The organism is Pseudomonas sp. S3_A09 (genome assembly GCF_054668065.1).
Genome location: NZ_CP162752.1, coordinates 2,553,147 through 2,574,901, shown reverse-complemented (window position 1 = coordinate 2,574,901; position 21,755 = coordinate 2,553,147). Strand labels below are relative to the sequence as shown.

Genomic DNA, 21,755 nt, shown 5'->3' with positions numbered 1-21,755 from the left:
TCCCTTGCCTTAATAAGCTGCGCTGGTGTCATCACGTTGTCAGTGTACGCAGCAGGTTCTTGTAGTCCTCGCGAATATCCGCGTCGGATTCCTTAAGTTCATTGATCTTGCGGCACGCGTGCAAGACCGTGGTGTGGTCGCGTCCGCCAAACACATCACCGATTTCCGGCAGGCTGTGGTTGGTCAACTCCTTGGAGAGGGCCATGGCCACCTGACGGGGGCGTGCCACCGAGCGCGAGCGGCGCTTGGACAGCAGGTCGGAAATCTTGATCTTGTAGTACTCGGCCACGGTGCGCTGGATGTTATCCACACTCACCAGTTTGTCCTGCAGTGCCAGCAAGTCCTTCAGGGATTCGCGAATCAGCTCGATGGTGATATCGCGGCCCATGAAGTGAGAGTGAGCGATGACCCGCTTGAGTGCACCTTCCAGCTCACGCACGTTGGAGCGAATACGTTGAGCGATGAAGAACGCCGCATCGTGGGGCAGGTCGACCTTGGCCTGGTCGGCTTTTTTCATCAGGATCGCGACGCGGGTTTCCAGCTCCGGCGGCTCTACCGCAACGGTCAAGCCCCAGCCGAAGCGCGATTTCAAGCGTTCTTCCAGGCCTTCGATTTCTTTTGGATAACGGTCACTGGTCAAGATGACCTGCTGGCCACCTTCGAGCAGGGCGTTGAAGGTGTGGAAGAACTCTTCCTGGGAGCGCTCTTTGCGGGCAAAAAATTGAATGTCGTCGATCAGCAACGCATCAACCGAGCGGTAGAACCGCTTGAACTCGTTGATTGCGTTGAGCTGCAACGCCTTGACCATGTCAGCCACGAAGCGCTCCGAATGCAGGTACACGACCTTGGCATTCGGATTCTTCTTTAATAGGTGGTTACCCACAGCGTGCATCAAGTGGGTCTTACCCAAGCCAACGCCACCATAAAGGAAGAGTGGGTTGTAACCATGCTTGGGGTTATCGGCTACCTGCCAGGCGGCAGCACGGGCCAGCTGGTTGGATTTACCTTCGACGAAGTTCTCAAAGGTAAAGGTGCGGTTCAGGTAGCTGGTGTGCTTGAGCGCGCCTTCGACCTGCACGGTGCGCTGTTCGGCGCGTACCGGAGCTTGCTGGGAGGCCGCGCCTGCCATCGGATCAAAGCTGTCGCGGGACGGCTCTTCATTCTCTGGTGCATTTTTTTGCGCAGACGACTTGGAGGGCGCAGGAGCAGGAGACGGCGCACTGACAGCCGGTGCCGCTGCCGCCTGGGCTTGCGACGCAGCCGCCGCCAGAGGCGCATTCGGCGCAGCACGAGGCGCCGAGCTACGTTTGCTACCTATTAATAAGGAGAGCACGGGCGCGAGGCCGTTGCCATGTTCATCGAGCAATTCGAGAACGCGGCTCAGGTACTTCTCGTTGACCCAGTCAAGAACAAACCGATTGGGCGCGTAGACACGCAACTCGTCGCCTTCGGCTTCGACCTGTAGCGGACGGATCCAGGTGTTGAATTGCTGGGCAGGCAGCTCTTCGCGCAAAAGCTCCACGCACTGCTGCCAAAGTTCCACTGACACGGATATCCCCTAAGTTGAAAGCCGGTGAGGCAAAAACAGCCGCCATTGTAGCGGCGAGCCGCCCACTTATCCACATGTAGGTTGATCACAGGCCAGCCAAAATCAACGTCTTAACAGCAATAAAGGCGACCAATGGTCTGTGCATAAGCTCTGTGGATAAGCGCCCTTGAGGTCGTTGTACAAGTGGGGTCAAAAGTCTGTGGGTAACTGGCCTGTGGATAACTCGCCATTCCACACACAGCTTATCCGACAGCGCAGCACAGGCAGAGCACCGTTTCTCCCCCGTGTTGTCATTCTCTGTACATCAGGTGGAACAAGGCCTCAATGCAGTTATCCACAGATGATTGCCTGCCTAGCTTTTATAAGCTTTACAGAAAAGCTTTAAATAACTTCCTTCTTTATTTTTATATCTATGCCACGCGCTGGGAAAGCCAAGCGGACAGAAAAAGGTAAATGACCGGTAGATATCTAATTAAAGGAAAAGCTGGTTGGAAATTGACCTAGAGGCTTGCTTTCTCTAGAATCGCCGGTCTCTTAAAACGGGGGCCATTCCGGCCCGTTGTGGACGAACCAGGTAACAACGCCATGAAACGTACTTTCCAACCAAGCACCATCAAACGCGCCCGTACCCACGGCTTCCGTGCTCGCATGGCCACCAAGAACGGCCGTGCTGTCCTGTCGCGTCGCCGCGCCAAAGGTCGTGCGCGTCTGGCAGTTTGATAATCCGGTACTGGTGGTGAGTCAGGACTTCAGTCGGGAAAAGCGTCTGCTAACCCCCGGCATTTCAAGGCAGTCTTTGACTCCCCCACCGGCAAGGTTCCGGGGAAAAATCTCCTGCTCCTTGCGCGTAACAACGATCTTGATCACCCCCGTCTCGGGTTGGTGATCGGCAAGAAGAGCGTAAAGCTCTCCGTTGAGCGCAATCGCCTCAAGCGTCTGATGCGCGAATCGTTTCGCCTCCACCAGGACACTCTGGTTGGTTGGGATATTGTTATCGTCGCGCGCAAAGGCTTGGGTGATGTAGAAAACCCCGAATTGATTCAGCATTTCGGCAAGCTCTGGAAACGTCTGGCGCGTACCAACAAACCAGCTCCAGCGGCCAACGCCGAAACTGTAGGGGTAGACAGCACTGATGCGTAAACTGGCCCTCGTTCCGATCCAGTTTTATCGCTATGCCATTAGTCCTCTGATGGCCAGCCACTGTCGTTTCTACCCCAGTTGTTCCTGCTACGCGTTAGAGGCCATAGAAAATCATGGTCTTCTGCGCGGTGGCTGGCTGACCTTTCGTCGTTTAGGTCGCTGTCATCCGTGGAATCCCGGTGGTTATGACCCGGTTCCGCCTATCCCTACCTCCCGTTCTTCTTCGATGGCCGAGTAATCATGGATATTAAACGCACGATCCTGATCGTCGCCCTGGCAATCGTGTCCTACGTCATGGTTCTTAAGTGGAACCAGGACTACGGCCAAGCTGCCCTGCCGACTCAGAATGTTGCTACCAATCAGGCTGCGCCGGCTATTCCGGACACCCCGCTGGGTAACAATGCGTCCGCGAGTGCCGATGTTCCCAGCGCGAATGGCGAGACAAGCGCCCCTTTAGAGACGCCAGTGGTCACCAATAAAGACCTCATCCACGTCAAAACGGATGTGCTCGACCTGGCTATCGACCCACAAGGTGGTGATATCGCGCAGTTGAAACTGCCGCTGTATCCACGTCGCCAAGACCATCCGGATGTTCCGTTCCAACTGTTCGATAACGGTGGTGAACGTACTTATCTGGCGCAAAGCGGCCTGACCGGCACCAACGGTCCGGATGCTCGTGCTACCGGTCGTCCGGTTTATTCGACCGAACAGAAGACTTATCAACTGGCTGATGGCCAGAACCAGTTGAACGTCGACCTGAAATTCAGCCTCGACGGCGTCAACTACATCAAGCGCTTCAGCTTTACCCGTGGTCTGTACGACTTGAAGGTCACTTACCTGATCGACAACGAAAGCGACAAGCCATGGAGCGGCAACCTGTTTGCCCAGCTCAAGCGTGATGCCAGCTCCGATCCTTCTTCCAGCACTGCCACCGGCACCGCGACTTACCTGGGCGCCGCCCTGTGGACAAGTAGCGAGCCGTACAAAAAAGTGTCGATGAAAGATATCGACAAGGGCTCGCTGAAAGAAACTGTCCAAGGTGGTTGGGTAGCTTGGCTGCAACACTACTTCGTGACTGCCTGGATCCCGAGCAAAGGTGAAGCCAACCTGGTTCAAACCCGCAAGGACAGCCAAGGTAACTACATCATTGGTTTTACTGGCCCGGCGTTGACCGTCGCGCCAGGTGCCAAGGCTGAAACCAGTGCCACTCTGTACGCCGGTCCGAAAAGCCAGGCCGTACTGAAAGAGTTGTCCCCAGGTCTGGAACTGACTGTGGATTACGGCTTCCTGTGGTTCATTGCTCAGCCGATTTTCTGGTTGCTGCAACATATCCACAGCATTGTGGGTAACTGGGGCTTCTCGATCATCTTCCTCACCATGCTGATCAAGGGGATCTTCTTCCCTCTGTCGGCAGCCAGCTACAAGTCGATGGCGCGCATGCGTGCCGTGGCTCCGAAACTGGCGGCGCTGAAAGAACAACATGGCGACGACCGGCAGAAAATGTCGCAGGCCATGATGGAGCTGTACAAGAAAGAGAAGATCAACCCGCTGGGTGGATGCTTGCCGATTCTGGTGCAGATGCCGGTATTCCTGTCGCTGTACTGGGTACTGCTGGAAAGCGTGGAAATGCGTCAGGCACCGTTCATGCTGTGGATAACTGACCTGTCGATCAAAGACCCGTTCTTTATCCTGCCGATCATCATGGGCGCGACCATGTTTATCCAGCAGCGTCTGAACCCGACTCCGCCGGATCCGATGCAGGCCAAGGTAATGAAAATGATGCCAATCATCTTCACCTTCTTCTTCCTGTGGTTCCCTGCTGGTCTGGTGCTGTACTGGGTGGTCAACAACGTGTTGTCGATCTCTCAACAGTGGTACATCACACGTAAAATCGAAGCGGCTACCGCGAAAGCCTCTGCGTAATTTACTCTGTGGATAACCACTCAAGACGCCCCCTAGTGGGGCGTTTTGCTTTCCGTCACTTTAATTCTGGAACCTGCTGATGAGCGCTCCCCGTGAAACCATCGCTGCTGTCGCTACCGCTCAGGGTCGCGGCGGTGTCGGTATCGTTCGTATCTCTGGACCGCTTGCGAGTGTGGCAGCCAAGGCCATCAGTGGCCGTGAGCTGAAGCCGCGCTACGCCCATTACGGTCAGTTCCTGGATGCTGACGACAGTGTGCTGGATGAAGGCCTGGCTATCTATTTCCCGGGGCCGAACTCATTCACAGGCGAAGATGTCCTGGAATTACAGGGGCACGGCGGCCCGGTTGTACTGGATATGTTGTTGCAGCGCTGCCTGCAATTGGGCTGCCGCTTGGCGCGTCCAGGGGAATTCAGTGAGCGCGCCTTCCTGAACGACAAACTCGACCTGGCCCAGGCCGAAGCCATCGCTGATTTGATCGAAGCCAGTTCGGCACAGGCGGCACGCAATGCACTGCGCTCGCTGCAGGGCGCTTTTTCCCTGCGTGTGCATAACTTGACCGAGCAGTTGATCAGCCTGCGCATCTACGTCGAGGCAGCGATTGATTTCCCGGAGGAGGAAATTGACTTTCTCGCCGATGGCCACGTGTTGGCCATGCTGGATAAAGTGCGCGAAGAGTTATCCACAGTGCTGCGCGAAGCTGGGCAGGGCGCACTGCTACGTGACGGCATGACGGTGGTGATCGCTGGGCGACCTAACGCCGGCAAATCCAGCTTGCTCAATGCGCTGGCGGGGCGTGAAGCCGCTATCGTTACCGAGATTGCCGGCACCACTCGGGATATCCTGCGTGAACATATCCACATCGACGGCATGCCACTGCACGTGGTCGATACCGCCGGCTTGCGCGATACCGAAGACCAGGTGGAAAAGATCGGGGTGGAACGCGCGCTCAAAGCCATCGGCGAAGCGGACAGGGTGCTGCTGGTGGTCGATGCCACGGCGCCCGAAGCGGTGGATCCTTTTGCATTGTGGCCGGAATTCCTCGAGCAACGTCCGGACCCGGCCAAAGTCACCTTGATTCGCAACAAAGCCGACCTGACGGGCGAAGCCATTGCGATGGAAACCAGCGCGGATGGCCATGTCACCATCAGCCTCAGCGCCAAGGCGGCGGGAGAAGGCCTGGAATTGCTGCGCGAGCACCTCAAGGCCTGCATGGGCTACGAGCAAACCTCGGAAAGCAGCTTCAGCGCGCGCCGCAGGCACCTGGAGGCGTTGCGCCATGCGAGCGCGGCGTTGGAGCACGGCCGGGCCCAGCTGACCCTGGCGGGGGCAGGGGAGCTGCTGGCTGAGGATCTGCGTCAGGCACAGCAGCTGTTGGGCGAAATCACCGGTGCGTTCAGCTCCGATGATTTGTTAGGGCGGATCTTTTCCAGCTTTTGCATCGGCAAATAGCCAAGTTATCCACAGTCTCTGTGGGCACTGGCGGCCTGAAGAACATCTGGATTCTTCAGGCCGTTATCCATCACCAGTTGTACGAAACCGTCCCAAGCAGCGTACGGCTGTCGCCCCAATAGCAGCGGCCCGCATCGTTGCAACCAGATACATATTCCTTGTCGAACAGGTTCTTGGCGTTCACGTCCACAGACCAGTGTTTGTCGATCTGATAACCAACGGCTGCGTCCACCAGGGTGACGCTTCCTGCGTCCAGCTTCCCGTAAAGCGTTGGTGCCGTGTAGGAGAACGTGCTGTCGAAATACCGCACGCCGCCGCCCAGGGACAAGCCTTTGAGCTGACCGTCGAGGAAACGGTATTTGCCCCACACTGAGGCCTGGTTGCGTGGAACCCCCGTCATTTGGCGGCCCTCGACCAGCGATGTCGCCGAGTCCTTGGTAATCCGAGCGTCAGTGTAGGTGTAGGCCGCTGTCACATTCAGGTTGGGTGTGATGTTGCTGTTCACCTCGACTTCCGCACCTTTGGCGCGGCTCTCGCCCACCTGGCGGTAGCTGTTGGTGGTGGCGTCCAGGTAGGTGTCGTCTTCCTTGCGCAAGTCATACACCGACAGGGTCATCGCCGTATCCCAGCCGATCGGTTCGTATTTCACACCCACTTCGTACTGGCTGCTGGTAATCGGCTTTAACGGTGAACCCGCGTTGGAGATCTGCTGCACAGGCACGAATGCGGTGGAGTAGCTGACATACGGCGTGAGGCCATTGTCGAACTGGTACATCACCCCGCCCTGGTAAGTGAACTTGCGGTCTTCCGAGCGGGTGTTGCTGGCTTTGTTGACCTTGTCGCGGAAATCGCTGTCGACCCAATCCTGACGGCCACCCAGCAGGAACAACCAATGGTCATACTTGCTTTGGACCTGTGCATAAACGCCCTTCATTTGCTGTTCGAGCAAGGTGTTTTGCACGGCCACTGGGGTAAGCGGATCGCGCAGGTACACGGGGTTATACACATTGATGGTGCCGGCGAAGCCTGCGTCCCAATCCTGGTTGAAAGAGGTGCGGTCGTAACTGGCACCGAACAGCACTGTATTTTCCAGGGCACCGACCTGGAATTTGCCTTCCAACTGGTTATCCAGGGAATAGACCATCGACTTGTTATAGCGGTCGTAGGCGGTCATGTTCAGTTGAGTACCGAAACCGCGGTTGTTCAGCGTGCTGGGCCAGGTCTCATGGCGGTTGATGCGCGACTGCATATAGCGCGAGTTCTGACGGAACTGCCAATCATCGTTGAAGCTATGGCTGAATTCGTAGCCGGTGCTCCAGGCTTCACGTTCGAACGTATTCCAATCCGGATCGCCGAGCATGGTGTGCTTGGACAGCTTGCCATTGGGATTTGTAAGCAAAGTGCCAGCGGCCGGTAGGCCAAGTTCGAGGTTGGTGTGGTCCTTCTGGTAATTGGCCAACAGCGTGAGGGTGTTGTAATCGTCGAAATTCAGGGTCAGTGAGGGGGCGATATACAGGCGATCATCGGGCACATGGTCAGTCTGCGTGTCGGACTTACGCCCGAGCATTACAACGCGACCAAGAATGTTGTCGCTGTCGTTGAGCGGCCCCGAGATATCCACACCCAATTGACGGCGATTATTCGAGCCATAACCCAGCTGCACTTCACCTTGCGGCGTCGCAGTAGGGTGTTTGCTCACCAGATTCACCAAACCACCGGGCGCGTTTTCGCCGTAGAGCAGGGAAGAGGGGCCACGGAAGATTTCGACCCGTTCCAGGCCATAGGGCTCACTGGTGGTGTCGTACCGATTGCCTTGTACGCGCAGGCCATCTCGCAGCAGACCGTAGCCGTAATCCGTGGCATTGAAACCGCGAATGAAGAATAAATCACCCGCCAGACCATCGCCGGCAGCAAAAGGTGGCGCGAAGATACCTGGCACGTAACCCAATACTTCGGTCAGGGTCTGCGACTTCTGGTCCTTGATGCGCTGGCCGGTCACGACCGATACCGAACGCGGTGTTTCCGACAGAGGTGTGCTGGTCTTGGTACCAATACGGCTATTTTGCGCCTTGTAGCCCACATCCCCGGCAATCTCTTGATTGAAACCCGCCTGTTGATAAGTGCTGACGGTGGTAGGCGCGAGCGTGAGTTGCCCTGCGGGAATAGCCTGCAGGACATAACTGCCAGGCGCCTGGGTGACGGCTTGCAACCCCGTGTTCTGCAACAACAGGGCAAAGCCTTGCTCCACCGAATAGTCACCTTCCAGCCCAGTCGTGTTCAAACGCGCGGTTTGCTGGGGCGAGAACGACAAGATCACATTCGCCCTGGCGGCAAACTGGCTCAAGGCATTGTCCAGGGGACCCGCGGCAATGATGTAATGCTGCACCGCGCTGGCGGCCATGGCATCAGTAGAGAGCACAACCCCAGCGGTGGCTGCCGTGCCGAGCAGGAGGCTGCAGGTCATACCGTGGTAGGAAAGTCGCTGGCGGAGCTTGGGAGGAAGGCGCATAGGTGGATAAGCCCTGAAGGTGGCGTCGTGATTACCTGTAGGGCCGTTCCAGGTAAAAAAAGATAACCCCTTGTGCGATTTTTTTTGCGATCAACCGATTCGTTTCACCGAAACCCAATAACGAGTGAAGTACTTCACCTGGATCGGCAGGGTTGCCTGCAGGTTGGCCAGTACTGCGTCGGTAGAATCCAGGCGGAAGGTCCCGGAAACACGTAGACGTGCCGAAGCCAAGTCGCATTGCAGGACACCCGTACGGTAGCGGGCGAGGTCTTCGATCACATCTCCGAGGCGAGCGTCCAAGACGATCAGTTGGCCATCAACCCAGGCCGCCTGTGACCCGCTATACACACGGTCCAGCCCCACGTTTTGGCGATCAAAGTCAGCGCTTTCCCCGGCCCCAAGCAGTCGTGCGTGGTTAGGTTGGTCCCCTGGCGACACGCTCACCCGATCCTCCAGGACGCCGACGCGCGTGGCGTCTGGCAACTGGCGCACAGTGAACGTGGTGCCCAACGCTTGGACTCGGCCTTGGCGGGTCTCGACATAAAACGGTGTCTGCCCACCCAATTTCCCAGTGTGGATAAGTACTTCACCTTCGCGCAGGCGCACCAATCGCTGGCGCCCGTCGAACACCACGTCAATCGCTGTGCGGGTATTAAGATCAATCCGCGTGCCATCGGCCAGTTCGATGCGCCGGCGTTCCCCCACAGACGTACGGTAGTCAGCCCACACATTGCCCAGGGGCGTGTGCTGCTGGAGATTCCAACCGAGATACCCAGTACCGCCGAGCACCAGCATCCACTTCAGTACCTGGCGACGTTGCTGGGTGGTCGACAATGCGCGGCGGGTGAAGTCCTGCGGCAGTGCGCCAAGGCTGCGCTGCAGTTGTTCCATCTGGTTCCACGCGGCCTGATGGGACGGATCGCCGTTGAGCCATTGTTGCCAGGCCAGGCGTTCGGCAGCGGTAGGCACTTGGGATTGAAACTGTACATACCAAGTGGCAGCGGCCTCAAAGGTCTTGCGATCGGGGTTCGCCATTACAGGCTGGCCATGATCAGTGAGCATTCAGTCAATGCACGGATCATGTGCTTCTTCACCGTGGTCAATGACACCTGCAGTTCATCCGCGATCTGTTGATAAGTCAGGCCCTCGACCTGCGACAGCATGAAGATCCGCCGAGCTCGCTCGCCGAGCCCGGCCAAGGCTTTATCAACGGCCACCAGTGTCTCGATGATGATGGCTTTGTCTTCTTCACTGATGGCCGTGGCGTCAGGCCGTTCGGCCAAGGTTTGCTTGTAGGCCTGCTCGATGGCATGCCGACGGTAACGATCAATCACCAGGCCCCTGGCGATGGTCGCCAGGTAGTCACGTGGTTCAAGGATCTGCGCTGCATGTCGCCCACCCAAGATACGCACGAACGTATCGTGCGCCACATCGGCCGCATCGCAGGCGTTATGCAACTTGCCTTTGAGCCACCCATGCAACCAGGAATGGTGCTGCTCGTAGATGTTCTGGACCGCAGCCGTGTGTGAAGAAGGGGACATAGGGCATGACAAAGTAGGTTAATGATAATCGCTATTATTAACTGCCCCGCTGTTTTCTCACAATAGATCTCTTTTTTGGCTGTGCTTACTACCGGGTGGGAGGTTTCGGATGGCTTCGTCGTGGACGAAATACCCAGGGGTGTGGCGATTTATGTGGATTAAGCCCTGTGAATAACCGCCTCTGTGCCCAGTTGATAACAGGCCCTGAAACCTGAGTAAAAACCCCTCTGTGGATAACCATCGCTTTAATCCACAGGCTTAAAGCACTTATCCAAGGGCCTCATTGGCACATGACCACAGACTTTTGAATCTCTGTACACTAAGTAAATAGGGGCCTGTAGAGATCTATCCACAGAAAGGTTGCTCAGTATAAATAAACATAAAAACAAAGATTTAATAAATTTCTCTCTTTTAATTTCTATTGTCTGTGATTCATCCACAGCTGGTTAAATTTTGTGCAAAGGGTTCTTTAGGAAGGGCTAAGTCCCTATACTTGCCGCCAAAGCTCTAAAACTCTTTCAACAGACAATTCCTGATTACCTACATAAGCAGGCACGAGGTGCGTGGTGGATTTCCCTTCCCGTTTTGAAGTGATCGTCATCGGCGGCGGTCATGCCGGTACCGAGGCAGCACTGGCGTCAGCACGCATGGGCGTAAAAACCCTGTTGTTGACGCACAACGTGGAAACCCTCGGAGCAATGAGTTGCAACCCTGCCATCGGTGGGATCGGCAAAAGTCACCTGGTCAAGGAAATCGATGCCCTTGGCGGCGTGATGGCCATGGCTACCGATAAGGGTGGTATTCAATTTCGTGTGCTCAACAGTCGCAAAGGCCCGGCCGTACGTGCTACCCGTGCTCAAGCAGACCGCATCCTGTACAAGGCTGCCGTGCGCGAAACCCTGGAAAACCAGCCGAACCTGTGGATATTTCAACAAGCAGCGGATGACCTGATCGTCGAACAAGACCAGGTACGCGGTGTTGTCACCCAAATGGGCCTGCGGTTCTTCGCAGAATCCGTGGTGTTGACCACCGGTACGTTCCTCGGCGGACTTATCCACATTGGTATGCAGAACTATTCCGGCGGTCGCGCCGGTGACCCGCCGTCGATTGCCCTGGCAAAACGCCTGCGTGAATTGCCACTGCGTGTCGGCCGCCTGAAAACCGGGACCCCGCCGCGAATCGATGGGCGTTCCGTGGATTTCTCGGTGATGACCGAACAGGCCGGCGATACGCCGATCCCGGTCATGTCGTTCATGGGGTCCAAAGCGCAGCACCCGAAACAGGTGAGTTGCTGGATTACCCACACCAATGCCCGCACCCACGAGATCATTGCCGCGAACCTCGACCGTTCGCCGATGTATTCCGGGGTAATCGAAGGCATCGGCCCGCGTTATTGCCCGTCGATCGAAGACAAGATCCACCGCTTTGCCGACAAGGAAAGCCACCAGGTCTTCATCGAGCCCGAAGGCTTGACCACTCACGAGCTGTACCCGAACGGAATATCCACGTCCTTGCCGTTCGACGTGCAGATCCAGATCGTGCAGTCGATCCGCGGCATGGAAAACGCGCACATCGTGCGTCCGGGCTACGCCATCGAATACGACTACTTCGACCCCCGCGACCTGAAGTACAGCCTGGAAACCAAAGTCATTGGCGGTCTGTTCTTCGCCGGGCAAATCAACGGCACCACCGGTTACGAAGAAGCCGGCGCCCAAGGTTTGCTGGCCGGAACCAACGCTGCGCTGCGTGCGCAAGGCAAAGACAGCTGGTGCCCGCGTCGCGACGAAGCGTACATCGGTGTATTGGTCGATGACCTGATTACCCTGGGCACCCAGGAACCGTACCGGATGTTCACTTCCCGGGCGGAATACCGTTTGATCCTGCGCGAAGACAACGCCGACCTGCGCCTGACCGAAAAAGGTCGTGAACTTGGGCTGGTCGATGATGTGCGTTGGGAAGCCTTCTGCAAAAAACGTGAAAGCATTGCATTGGAAGAGCAGCGCCTGAAAAGCACCTGGGTTCGCCCGGGGACTGAACAAGGCGATGCGATCGCTGAAAAATTCGGCACGCCGCTGACCCACGAGTACAACTTGCTCAACCTGCTGTCACGTCCGGAAATCGACTACGCTGGTCTGGTCGAAGTGACCGGCCAGGGCGCAGAAGATCCACAGGTCGCCGAGCAGGTCGAAATCAAGACCAAATACGCCGGTTACATTGACCGCCAACAGGACGAGATCGCTCGCCTGCGCGCCAGTGAAGACACCAAGCTGCCTGCGGACATCGATTACACCGGGATTTCCGGGCTGTCGAAAGAAATCCAAAGCAAGCTGGGGATAACTCGGCCGGAAACCCTGGGGCAGGCTTCACGTATCCCAGGCGTCACCCCGGCGGCGATATCGCTGCTGATGATTCATTTGAAAAAACGCGGCGCGGGCCGTCAGTTGGAGCAAAGCGCTTGAGTTCGTTGGTCACCTCGCAACACGCCGAAGAGTTATCCACAGGTGCACGCCAGTTGGGCGTCGACCTGACCCCGGCCCAGCATGAATTGCTGCTGGGCTATCTGGCCCTGTTGATCAAATGGAACAAGGCTTACAACCTGACAGCGGTGCGTGATCCCGACGAAATGGTGTCCCGTCACTTGCTCGACAGCTTGAGCGTGATGCCATTCATCGAAAACGGCCGTTGGTTGGACGTTGGCAGTGGCGGCGGCATGCCTGGCATTCCGTTGGCCATCCTGTTTCCCGGCTCCCAAGTGACCTGCCTGGACAGCAACGGCAAGAAAACCCGCTTCCTGACTCAGGTCAAACTCGAACTCAAGCTGGATAACCTGCAGGTTATCCACAGTCGTGTCGAAGCCTTCACGCCTGAACAGCCTTTCACCGGAATTGTTTCCAGGGCATTCAGCAGCATGGAGAACTTCAGCAACTGGACTCGCCATCTTGGCGACCGCGACACCCGCTGGCTGGCAATGAAGGGCGTCCATCCAAGCGATGAGCTGTTAGCATTGCCGGCAGACTTCCACCTCGATAGCGAACACGCCTTGGCTGTACCCGGTTGCCAAGGCCAACGCCATCTGCTGATACTGCGCCGCACGGCATGATTGGGAACACAAGCAAGAATGGCTAAGGTATTCGCGATAGCGAACCAGAAAGGTGGCGTGGGCAAAACCACCACCTGCATCAACCTCGCAGCATCCCTGGTCGCGACCAAGCGCCGGGTGCTGTTGATCGATCTCGATCCACAGGGCAACGCCACCATGGGTAGCGGTGTGGATAAACACGGCCTGGAAAACTCGGTCTACGACTTGCTGATTGGCGAGTGCGACCTGGCCCAGGCCATGCACTATTCCGAACACGGTGGTTATCAACTGCTGCCGGCCAACCGCGATTTGACCGCGGCGGAAGTGGTGCTGCTGGAAATGCAGATGAAAGAAAGCCGTCTGCGCAGCGCCTTGGCGCCAATCCGTGAGAATTACGACTACATTTTGATCGACTGCCCGCCGTCACTGTCGATGCTGACCTTGAACGCGTTGGTGGCCGCCGATGGTGTGATTATCCCCATGCAGTGCGAGTACTACGCGCTGGAAGGTCTGAGCGACCTTGTGGATAACATCAAGCGCATCGCCGAGTTGCTCAACCCGAACTTGCAGATCGAAGGCCTGTTGCGGACCATGTTCGACCCACGCCTGAGCCTGATGAACGATGTGTCGGCGCAACTCAAGGAACACTTCGGTGATCAGTTGTACGACACGGTGATCCCGCGCAACATCCGTTTGGCCGAAGCCCCGAGCTACGGCATGCCGGCCCTGGCCTACGACAAGCAATCCCGTGGCGCCATTGCCTACCTGGCGCTGGCCGGCGAGATGGTTCGTCGCCAACGCCGCAACTCACGCACCGCTGCAGCCCAGCCAACTTAAGGAATCCCCATGGCCGTCAAGAAACGAGGTCTCGGACGTGGACTGGATGCACTGTTGAGTGGTCCGACCGTCACATCGCTTGAAGAACAAGCGGTGCAGGCCGACGAGCGCGAGCTGCAACACCTGCCGTTGGACCTGATCCAGCGCGGCAAATATCAGCCGCGCCGCGACATGGACCCCCAGGCACTGGAAGAACTGGCCAATTCGATCAAGGCCCAGGGCGTGATGCAGCCGATCGTGGTGCGCCCGATTGGTGGCGGCCGCTTTGAAATCATCGCCGGCGAGCGCCGCTGGCGTGCGAGCCAGCAGGCTGGCAAGGAAACCATTCCGGCGATGGTGCGCGATGTGCCGGATGAAACCGCCATCGCCATGGCGCTGATCGAGAACATCCAGCGCGAAGACCTCAACCCGATCGAAGAAGCGATCGCTCTGCAGCGTTTGCAGCAAGAGTTCCAGCTGACCCAGCAACAAGTGGCCGAGGCGGTGGGTAAATCCCGCGTGACCGTGTCCAACTTGTTGCGCCTGATCGCGTTGCCGGAAGTCATCAAGACCATGTTGTCCCACGGCGACCTGGAGATGGGTCACGCCCGTGCTTTGCTCGGTTTACCGGAAAATCAACAGGTTGAAGGGGCGCGACACGTTGTCGCACGAGGGCTCACCGTTCGCCAGACCGAGGCGCTGGTTCGCCAGTGGCTCAGCGGTAAACCTGCACCGGTCGAAACGGTTAAACCTGATCCGGATATCGCTCGTCTCGAGCAGCGCCTGGCCGAGCGCCTGGGCTCTGCGGTGCAAATTCGCCACGGTAAGAAAGGCAAAGGGCAATTGGTCATCGGATATAACTCCCTCGACGAGCTTCAAGGCGTCCTTGCCCACATCCGTTGAAACATTCACTGAAACATTTGCTCATGTAGCGCGTGATCGGAAATCACTACCCGACAGTTGAATAGGGGCAGAACCGCCCCTATACTCTGCGCGCATTTTGTCGGCACAAATTATGCCAAGTTATTGATATCCGGCAGCCGACCATTGAGGAGCAAGAGTGATGGAAACCCGCACGCCAAACACGTTGCCGTTCCGTCGCTTGGCCGTTTTTCCGGTTTTATTGGCTCAATTTGTCATTTTGCTGATCGCCGCATTGGCGCTTTGGTACGGGCATGGAGTCGTTGCCGGATATTCAGGACTCTGCGGAGGCCTGATAGCCTTGCTGCCCAATATGTATTTTGCTCACAGGGCCTTTCGGTTTTCCGGCGCCCGAGCAGCCCAGGCTATCGTCCGGTCATTTTATGCCGGCGAGGCGGGGAAACTGATTTTGACGGCAGTGCTGTTTGCACTGACCTTTGCAGGTGTGAAGCCATTGGCGCCGCTGGCTGTATTCGGCGTCTTCGTGTTGACCCAACTGGTCAGCTGGTTCGCTCCCCTGCTAATGAAAACAAGACTTTCGAAACCTTAGGGCGTTTGAGGCAACCATGGCAGAAACAACCGCTTCGGGCTATATCCAGCACCACTTGCAGAACCTGACCTTCGGTCAGCTTCCTAATGGCGGCTGGGGCTTTGCCCACTCCGCAGCAGAGGCCAAAGAAATGGGCTTCTGGGCTTTCCACCTGGATACTCTGGGCTGGTCGGTCGCATTGGGTCTGATTTTCGTCTTCATTTTCCGCATGGCGGCAAAGAAGGCGACTTCCGGTCAGCCAGGTGCTTTGCAGAACTTCGTTGAAGTACTGGTCGAATTCGTCGATGGCAGCGTGAAAGACAGCTTCCATGGCCGTAGCCCGGTGATCGCACCGCTGGCACTGACCATCTTCGTCTGGGTGTTCCTGATGAACGCCGTCGACCTGATCCCGGTTGACTGGATTCCTCAGTTGGCCATGGCGATCAGCGGCGACCCACACATTCCATTCCGTGCCGTATCGACCACTGACCCTAACGCTACCCTGGGCATGGCCCTGTCGGTATTCGCGTTGATCATTTTCTACAGCATCAAGATCAAGGGCATCGGCGGTTTTATTGGCGAACTGACCCTGCACCCGTTCGGCAGCAAGAACATTTTCGTTCAAGCCCTGCTGATCCCGGTGAACTTCCTGCTGGAATTCGTGACCCTGGTCGCCAAGCCGATTTCCCTGGCCCTGCGACTGTTCGGCAACATGTATGCCGGCGAGTTGGTGTTCATTCTGATCGCTGTGATGTTCGGCAGCGGCCTGCTCTGGCTTAGCGGCCTGGGCATTGTTCTGCAGTGGGCGTGGGCTGTGTTCCACATCCTGATCATCACCCTGCAGGCCTTCATCTTCATGATGCTGACCATCGTCTACCTGTCGATGGCGCACGAAGAGAACCATTAAGACCAGTCTCGACTAGTCTGATGTCCTTCCCGGTCAAACGGGAAGGTGGCCCACCAGGGCTATGAAACGATTTGTTTTACCGCTTTAAAATCTAAAAAACCTAAACCATACGACGTAAAAGTCGGGAGGAAAGATGGAAACTGTAGTTGGTCTAACCGCTATCGCTGTTGCACTGTTGATCGGCCTGGGCGCCCTGGGTACTGCCATTGGTTTCGGCCTGCTGGGCGGCAAGTTCCTGGAAGGCGCAGCGCGTCAGCCAGAAATGGTTCCAATGCTGCAAGTTAAAATGTTCATCGTCGCCGGCCTGCTCGACGCCGTGACCATGATCGGTGTTGGTATCGCTCTGTTCTTCACCTTCGCGAACCCTTTCGTTGGTCAACTCGCCGGTTAATCACTCGTTTTTTCGAGTGATTGGTGTGTTGTGCAACGAATGAGCGAGGTATTGGCGTGAACATTAATGCAACCATTATTGGTCAGTCCTTAGCGTTCTTGATTTTTGTCGTTTTCTGCATGAAGTTCGTATGGCCTCCGGTCATCGCAGCTCTGCACGAACGTCAGAAGAAGATCGCGGATGGGCTGGACGCTGCAGCACGAGCAGCTCGCGACCTGGAGTTGGCCCAAGATAAAGCGGGTCAACAACTGCGCGAAGCGAAAGCTCAAGCAGCCGAAATCATTGAGCAAGCCAAGAAACGCGGTAACCAGATTGTTGAAGAGGCTGTTGAAAAAGCCCGTATCGACGCTGACCGTGTGAAGGTTCAGGCTCAGGCCGAGATCGAGCAGGAACTGAACGGTGTCAAAGATGCGCTGCGTGCCCAACTGGGTGCTCTGGCCGTCGGCGGTGCTGAGAAGATCCTGGGTGCCACAATCGATCAAAACGCGCACGCGGAGCTGGTAAACAAACTGGCTGCTGAAATTTAAGCGAGGGCGATCATGGCAGAATTGACCACGTTGGCCCGACCTTACGCTAAGGCAGCCTTCGAGCACGCCCAGGCCCACCAGCAGCTGGCCTCTTGGTCAGCCATGCTCGGCCTGGCTGCAGCAGTGTCGCAAGACGACACCATGCAGCGCGTGCTCAAGGCCCCGCGACTGACGAGCGCAGACAAGGCCGCCACTTTTATTGAAGTGTGCGGCGACAAGTTTGATGTGAAAGTGCAGAACTTCATCCACGTCGTTGCCGAAAACGACCGTCTCCTGCTTCTGCCGGAGATTGCCGCTCTGTTCGACCTGTACAAGGCCGAGCAAGAGAAGTCGGTAGACGTTGAAGTGACCAGTGCTTTTGCATTGAACCAAGAACAGCAAGACAAACTCGCCAAGGTTCTCAGTGCACGACTCGACCGGGAAGTGCGCCTGCAAGTTGCGGAAGACAAGTCCCTCATTGGGGGCATTGTCATTCGCGCCGGCGACCTGGTTATCGATGGCTCGATTCGCGGCAAACTCGCGAATCTTGCCGAAGCATTGAAATCTTGAGTTTGAAGGGGCAGCAGAGCAATGCAGCAACTCAATCCTTCCGAAATAAGTGAAATTATCAAGGGCCGCATCGACAAGCTCGATGTGACCTCCCAAGCCCGTAACGAAGGCTCTGTCGTCAGCGTATCTGACGGTATTGTGCGGATTCACGGTCTGGCCGACGTAATGTCCGGCGAGATGATCGAGTTTCCGGGCGGCGTCTTCGGTATGGCCCTCAACCTGGAGCAAGACTCCGTAGGTGCCGTTATCCTGGGCGCTTACCAGTCTCTGGCTGAAGGCATGAGCGCCAAGTGCACCGGCCGCATCCTGGAGGTTCCGGTTGGTAAGGAACTGCTGGGTCGCGTAGTCGACGCACTGGGTAACCCTGTTGACGGCAAAGGTCCACTGGGCAACACCGAGACCGACGCGGTCGAGAAAGTTGCTCCAGGCGTGATCTGGCGTAAGTCGGTAGACCAGCCTGTACAGACTGGCTACAAGGCTGTCGATGCCATGATCCCTGTCGGCCGTGGCCAGCGTGAGCTGATCATCGGTGACCGTCAGATCGGTAAAACCGCTCTGGCGATCGACGCGATCATCAACCAGAAAGACAGCGGCATTTTCTGCGTCTACGTAGCCATCGGTCAGAAGCAATCGACCATCGCCAACGTGGTTCGCAAGCTGGAAGAGAACGGCGCACTGAAAAACACGATCATCGTGGCTGCCAGTGCTTCGGAATCGCCTGCACTGCAATACCTGGCACCGTATGCCGGTTGCACCATGGGTGAATTCTTCCGCGACCGCGGTGAAGACGCGCTGATCGTTTATGACGATCTGTCCAAGCAAGCAGTGGCTTACCGCCAGATTTCCCTGCTGCTGCGCCGTCCACCAGGCCGTGAAGCTTACCCAGGCGACGTGTTCTATCTCCACTCCCGTCTGCTGGAGCGCGCATCCCGCGTTTCGGAAGAGTACGTAGAGAAGTTCACCAACGGCGCAGTGACCGGCAAAACCGGTTCCCTGACCGCACTGCCGATCATCGAAACCCAGGCTGGCGACGTTTCCGCGTTCGTTCCGACCAACGTGATTTCCATCACCGACGGTCAGATCTTCCTGGAATCGGCCATGTTCAACTCGGGCATCCGCCCTGCAGTGAACGCCGGTGTTTCGGTATCCCGTGTGGGTGGTGCCGCTCAGACCAAGATCATCAAGAAGCTCTCCGGTGGTATCCGTACCGCTCTGGCTCAGTACCGTGAACTGGCGGCATTCGCCCAGTTCGCTTCTGACCTGGACGAAGCGACCCGTAAGCAACTTGAGCATGGTCAGCGCGTTACCGAGCTGATGAAGCAGAAGCAATACGCCCCAATGTCGATCGCTGACATGGCGTTGTCGCTGTATGCCGCTGAGCGTGGGTTCCTGACTGACGTCGAAATCGCCAAGGTCGGCAGCTTTGAACAAGCGCTGATTGCTTACTTCAACCGCGATCACGCCGACTTGTTGGCCAAGATCAACGTGAAGGGTGACTTCAATGACGAAATCGACGCTGGCCTGAAAGCCGGTATCGAGAAGTTCAAGGCCACCCAAACCTGGTAAGCCGCAGCGGGAGCCGCAAGGCTCCCGCTTGCTAACCTGATAGGTGTTACATGGCAGGCGCAAAAGAGATTCGCAGTAAGATTGCGAGCATCAAAAGCACGCAAAAAATTACCAGCGCCATGGAAAAAGTGGCGGTCAGCAAAATGCGCAAGGCACAAATGCGCATGGCTGCTAGCCGTCCTTATGCGGAGCGTATCCGCCAGGTAATTGGGCATCTGGCCAACGCCAACCCGGAATACCGCCACCCATTCATGATCGACCGCGAAGTTAAGCGTGTGGGTTATGTGGTTGTGAGCAGTGACCGTGGTTTGTGCGGTGGTTTGAATACCAACCTGTTCAAGGCCCTGGTCAAGGACATGGCGGTAAACCGCGAAAAAGGCGTCGAGATCGATCTGTGTGTTGTTGGTAGCAAGGGTGCGGCCTTTTTCCGCAACTTCGGCGGTAACGTCGTAGCAGCTATCAGCCACCTGGGTGAAGAGCCGTCGATCAATGATTTGATCGGCAGCGTGAAGGTGATGCTGGATGCGTACCTGGAAGGCCGGATTGATCGCCTCTCCGTGGTATCCAACAAGTTCATCAACACCATGACCCAGCAGCCAACCGTGGAGCAATTGATTCCACTGGTGGCGACTCCGGATCAGGAACTCAAGCACCACTGGGACTACCTCTACGAACCAGACGCCAAAGAGCTGCTTGACGGCTTGATGGTGCGCTACGTGGAGTCGCAGGTGTACCAGGCGGTGGTCGAGAACAACGCAGCTGAACAAGCGGCGCGGATGATCGCGATGAAAAACGCTACCGATAACGCCGGTGATCTGATCAGCGATTTGCAGCTGATCTACAACAAGGCGCGTCAGGCTGCGATCACCCAAGAGATCTCGGAAATCGTCGGCGGCGCTGCCGCGGTTTAACGGTTCAAATATTCAGAGGATCCAGCTATGAGTAGCGGACGTATCGTTCAAATCATCGGCGCCGTTATCGACGTGGAATTTCCACGCGACAGCGTACCGAGCATCTACAACGCGCTGAAAGTACAAGGCGCGGACACTACTCTGGAAGTTCAGCAGCAGCTGGGCGACGGCGTAGTTCGTACCATTGCGATGGGTTCCACCGAAGGCTTGAAGCGCGGTCTGGACGTTGTCGACTCTGGCGCAGCCATCTCCGTACCGGTCGGTAAAGCGACCCTGGGCCGGATCATGGACGTACTGGGCAACCCGATTGACGAAGCTGGTCCGATCGACACCGAAGAGCGTTGGGGCATTCACCGTCCAGCACCTTCGTTCGCGGAACAAGCTGGCGGCAACGACCTGCTGGAAACCGGCATCAAGGTTATCGACCTGGTTTGCCCGTTCGCCAAAGGCGGTAAAGTCGGTCTGTTCGGTGGTGCCGGTGTAGGCAAGACCGTAAACATGATGGAACTGATCCGTAACATCGCCATCGAGCACAGCGGTTATTCCGTGTTCGCCGGTGTGGGTGAGCGTACCCGTGAGGGTAACGACTTCTACCACGAGATGAAGGACTCCAACGTTCTGGACAAAGTGGCACTGGTTTACGGTCAGATGAACGAGCCGCCGGGTAACCGTCTGCGCGTAGCACTGACTGGCCTGACCATGGCCGAGAAGTTCCGTGACGAAGGTAACGACGTTCTGCTGTTCGTCGACAACATCTATCGTTACACCCTGGCCGGTACTGAAGTATCCGCACTGCTGGGCCGTATGCCTTCCGCAGTAGGTTACCAGCCGACCCTGGCTGAAGAGATGGGCGTTCTGCAAGAACGTATCACTTCGACCAAGGAAGGTTCGATCACTTCGATCCAAGCGGTATACGTACCTGCGGATGACTTGACCGACCCGTCGCCAGCGACCACCTTCGCCCACTTGGACGCCACCGTCGTTCTGTCCCGTGACATCGCTTCCCTGGGTATCTACCCAGCGGTCGATCCACTCGACTCGACTTCGCGCCAGCTGGACCCGAACGTGATCGGCCAGGAGCACTACGACACCGCTCGCGGCGTTCAGTACGTGCTGCAGCGTTACAAAGAACTGAAGGACATCATTGCGATCCTGGGTATGGACGAGCTGTCGGAAGCCGACAAGCAGTTGGTAAACCGTGCTCGTAAGATCCAGCGTTTCTTGTCGCAGCCGTTCTTCGTGGCTGAAGTCTTCACCGGTGCCTCGGGTAAATACGTTTCCCTGAAAGACACCATTGCTGGCTTCAAAGGCATCCTCAACGGTGACTACGACCACCTGCCAGAACAAGCGTTCTACATGGTCGGCGGCATCGAAGAAGCGATCGAGAAAGCCAAGAAACTGTAATCCAGGCGCCCGGAAACGGGCGCTCATCAGGTTGAGGCAATCA

The 21,755-nt window shown here is 56.8% G+C and carries 20 protein-coding genes and 1 pseudogene; 17 read left to right on the top strand and 4 right to left on the bottom strand.

Translation table 11 applies throughout. From position 1 onward, the window contains the following. Positions 1-31: 31 nt before the first annotated feature. On the bottom strand, positions 32-1,549 hold the full coding sequence (dnaA, locus tag AB4N92_RS12205) for a chromosomal replication initiator protein DnaA (protein ID WP_010207718.1): 1,518 nt from the start codon (positions 1,547-1,549) through the stop codon (positions 32-34). A 585-nt stretch (positions 1,550-2,134) separates the two neighbouring features. On the opposite strand from dnaA, the gene rpmH reads away from it, so the two are divergent. The 5 genes and pseudogenes from rpmH to mnmE all read left to right on the top strand — a co-directional run bounded on the left by rpmH (position 2,135) and on the right by mnmE (position 6,062). Next, positions 2,135-2,269, top strand: a complete 135-nt coding sequence (gene rpmH, locus AB4N92_RS12200; protein WP_003213577.1) for a 50S ribosomal protein L34 — start codon at positions 2,135-2,137, stop codon at positions 2,267-2,269. 16 nt (positions 2,270-2,285) lie between these two features. Then, a pseudogene (gene rnpA, locus AB4N92_RS12195) lies at positions 2,286-2,689 on the top strand (ribonuclease P protein component). Then, a complete protein-coding gene (gene yidD / locus AB4N92_RS12190) occupies positions 2,682-2,927 on the top strand; it encodes a membrane protein insertion efficiency factor YidD (RefSeq protein ID WP_010207715.1) in 246 nt (81 codons plus the stop codon). Before rnpA ends, yidD begins: the two are co-directional and overlap by 8 nt. 2 nt (positions 2,928-2,929) lie before the next feature. Next, on the top strand, positions 2,930-4,612 hold the full coding sequence (gene yidC / locus AB4N92_RS12185; protein ID WP_021491434.1) for a membrane protein insertase YidC: 1,683 nt from the start codon (positions 2,930-2,932) through the stop codon (positions 4,610-4,612). Positions 4,613-4,691: 79 nt separating this feature from the next. After that, positions 4,692-6,062 (top strand): tRNA uridine-5-carboxymethylaminomethyl(34) synthesis GTPase MnmE, encoded by a 1,371-nt coding sequence (mnmE, locus tag AB4N92_RS12180; protein WP_010207710.1) that lies wholly within the window; start codon positions 4,692-4,694, stop codon positions 6,060-6,062. A gap of 70 nt (positions 6,063-6,132) precedes the next feature. Here the strand turns inward: mnmE and AB4N92_RS12175 are convergent, their stop codons facing one another. From AB4N92_RS12175 to AB4N92_RS12165, 3 genes are all read right to left on the bottom strand, one after another. Then, a complete protein-coding gene (locus AB4N92_RS12175) occupies positions 6,133-8,571 on the bottom strand; it encodes a TonB-dependent siderophore receptor (RefSeq protein WP_236266759.1) in 2,439 nt (812 codons plus the stop codon). 90 nt (positions 8,572-8,661) lie between these two features. Then, positions 8,662-9,606, bottom strand: coding sequence for a FecR domain-containing protein (locus AB4N92_RS12170; RefSeq protein WP_047542381.1), 945 nt, complete (start codon positions 9,604-9,606; stop codon positions 8,662-8,664). Then, the gene (locus AB4N92_RS12165) at positions 9,606-10,112 is read right to left on the bottom strand and encodes a sigma-70 family RNA polymerase sigma factor (RefSeq protein ID WP_029529036.1); all 507 of its coding nucleotides are present in this window, start codon (positions 10,110-10,112) and stop codon (positions 9,606-9,608) included. The genes AB4N92_RS12170 and AB4N92_RS12165 overlap by 1 nt, the downstream gene beginning before the upstream one ends. A 566-nt stretch (positions 10,113-10,678) precedes the next feature. Between AB4N92_RS12165 and mnmG the strand changes: the two genes are divergently transcribed. The 12 genes from mnmG (at position 10,679) to atpD (ending at position 21,712) form a co-directional block, all read left to right on the top strand. Further along, entirely contained in the window at positions 10,679-12,571 is a 1,893-nt protein-coding gene (mnmG, locus tag AB4N92_RS12160; protein WP_010207706.1) for a tRNA uridine-5-carboxymethylaminomethyl(34) synthesis enzyme MnmG, read from the top strand. Beyond that, positions 12,568-13,212: a 16S rRNA (guanine(527)-N(7))-methyltransferase RsmG gene (gene rsmG / locus AB4N92_RS12155; RefSeq protein WP_038454092.1), complete on the top strand. Its 645-nt coding sequence runs from the start codon at positions 12,568-12,570 to the stop codon at positions 13,210-13,212. The genes mnmG and rsmG overlap by 4 nt, the downstream gene beginning before the upstream one ends. An 18-nt stretch (positions 13,213-13,230) precedes the next feature. Then, positions 13,231-14,028, top strand: coding sequence for a ParA family protein (locus tag AB4N92_RS12150; RefSeq protein WP_010207696.1), 798 nt, complete (start codon positions 13,231-13,233; stop codon positions 14,026-14,028). Between the two features lie 9 nt (positions 14,029-14,037). Continuing rightward, positions 14,038-14,910, top strand: a complete 873-nt coding sequence (locus tag AB4N92_RS12145; protein WP_010207694.1) for a ParB/RepB/Spo0J family partition protein — start codon at positions 14,038-14,040, stop codon at positions 14,908-14,910. Positions 14,911-15,070: 160 nt separating this feature from the next. Next, a complete protein-coding gene (locus tag AB4N92_RS12140; RefSeq protein ID WP_010207692.1) occupies positions 15,071-15,478 on the top strand; it encodes a F0F1 ATP synthase subunit I in 408 nt (135 codons plus the stop codon). Positions 15,479-15,494: 16 nt separating this feature from the next. Beyond that, positions 15,495-16,364, top strand: coding sequence for a F0F1 ATP synthase subunit A (gene atpB, locus AB4N92_RS12135; RefSeq protein WP_010207690.1), 870 nt, complete (start codon positions 15,495-15,497; stop codon positions 16,362-16,364). Between the two features lie 133 nt (positions 16,365-16,497). Then, positions 16,498-16,755, top strand: a complete 258-nt coding sequence (gene atpE / locus AB4N92_RS12130) for a F0F1 ATP synthase subunit C (protein ID WP_002555987.1) — start codon at positions 16,498-16,500, stop codon at positions 16,753-16,755. A 56-nt stretch (positions 16,756-16,811) separates the two neighbouring features. Further along, positions 16,812-17,282 carry a F0F1 ATP synthase subunit B gene (locus tag AB4N92_RS12125; protein WP_008439543.1) on the top strand — a complete coding sequence of 157 codons (471 nt, stop codon included), beginning with the start codon at positions 16,812-16,814 and terminating at the stop codon, positions 17,280-17,282. Between the two features lie 12 nt (positions 17,283-17,294). Further along, positions 17,295-17,831: a F0F1 ATP synthase subunit delta gene (locus AB4N92_RS12120; protein WP_010207689.1), complete on the top strand. Its 537-nt coding sequence runs from the start codon at positions 17,295-17,297 to the stop codon at positions 17,829-17,831. Positions 17,832-17,852: 21 nt separating this feature from the next. Beyond that, positions 17,853-19,397: a F0F1 ATP synthase subunit alpha gene (gene atpA, locus AB4N92_RS12115; RefSeq protein ID WP_460130175.1), complete on the top strand. Its 1,545-nt coding sequence runs from the start codon at positions 17,853-17,855 to the stop codon at positions 19,395-19,397. A gap of 50 nt (positions 19,398-19,447) precedes the next feature. Beyond that, a complete protein-coding gene (gene atpG, locus AB4N92_RS12110) occupies positions 19,448-20,308 on the top strand; it encodes a F0F1 ATP synthase subunit gamma (protein WP_010207685.1) in 861 nt (286 codons plus the stop codon). Between the two features lie 27 nt (positions 20,309-20,335). Then, complete coding sequence (gene atpD, locus AB4N92_RS12105; protein ID WP_010207684.1) at positions 20,336-21,712, top strand: F0F1 ATP synthase subunit beta; 1,377 nt, start codon at positions 20,336-20,338, stop codon at positions 21,710-21,712. Positions 21,713-21,755: the final 43 nt, after the last annotated feature.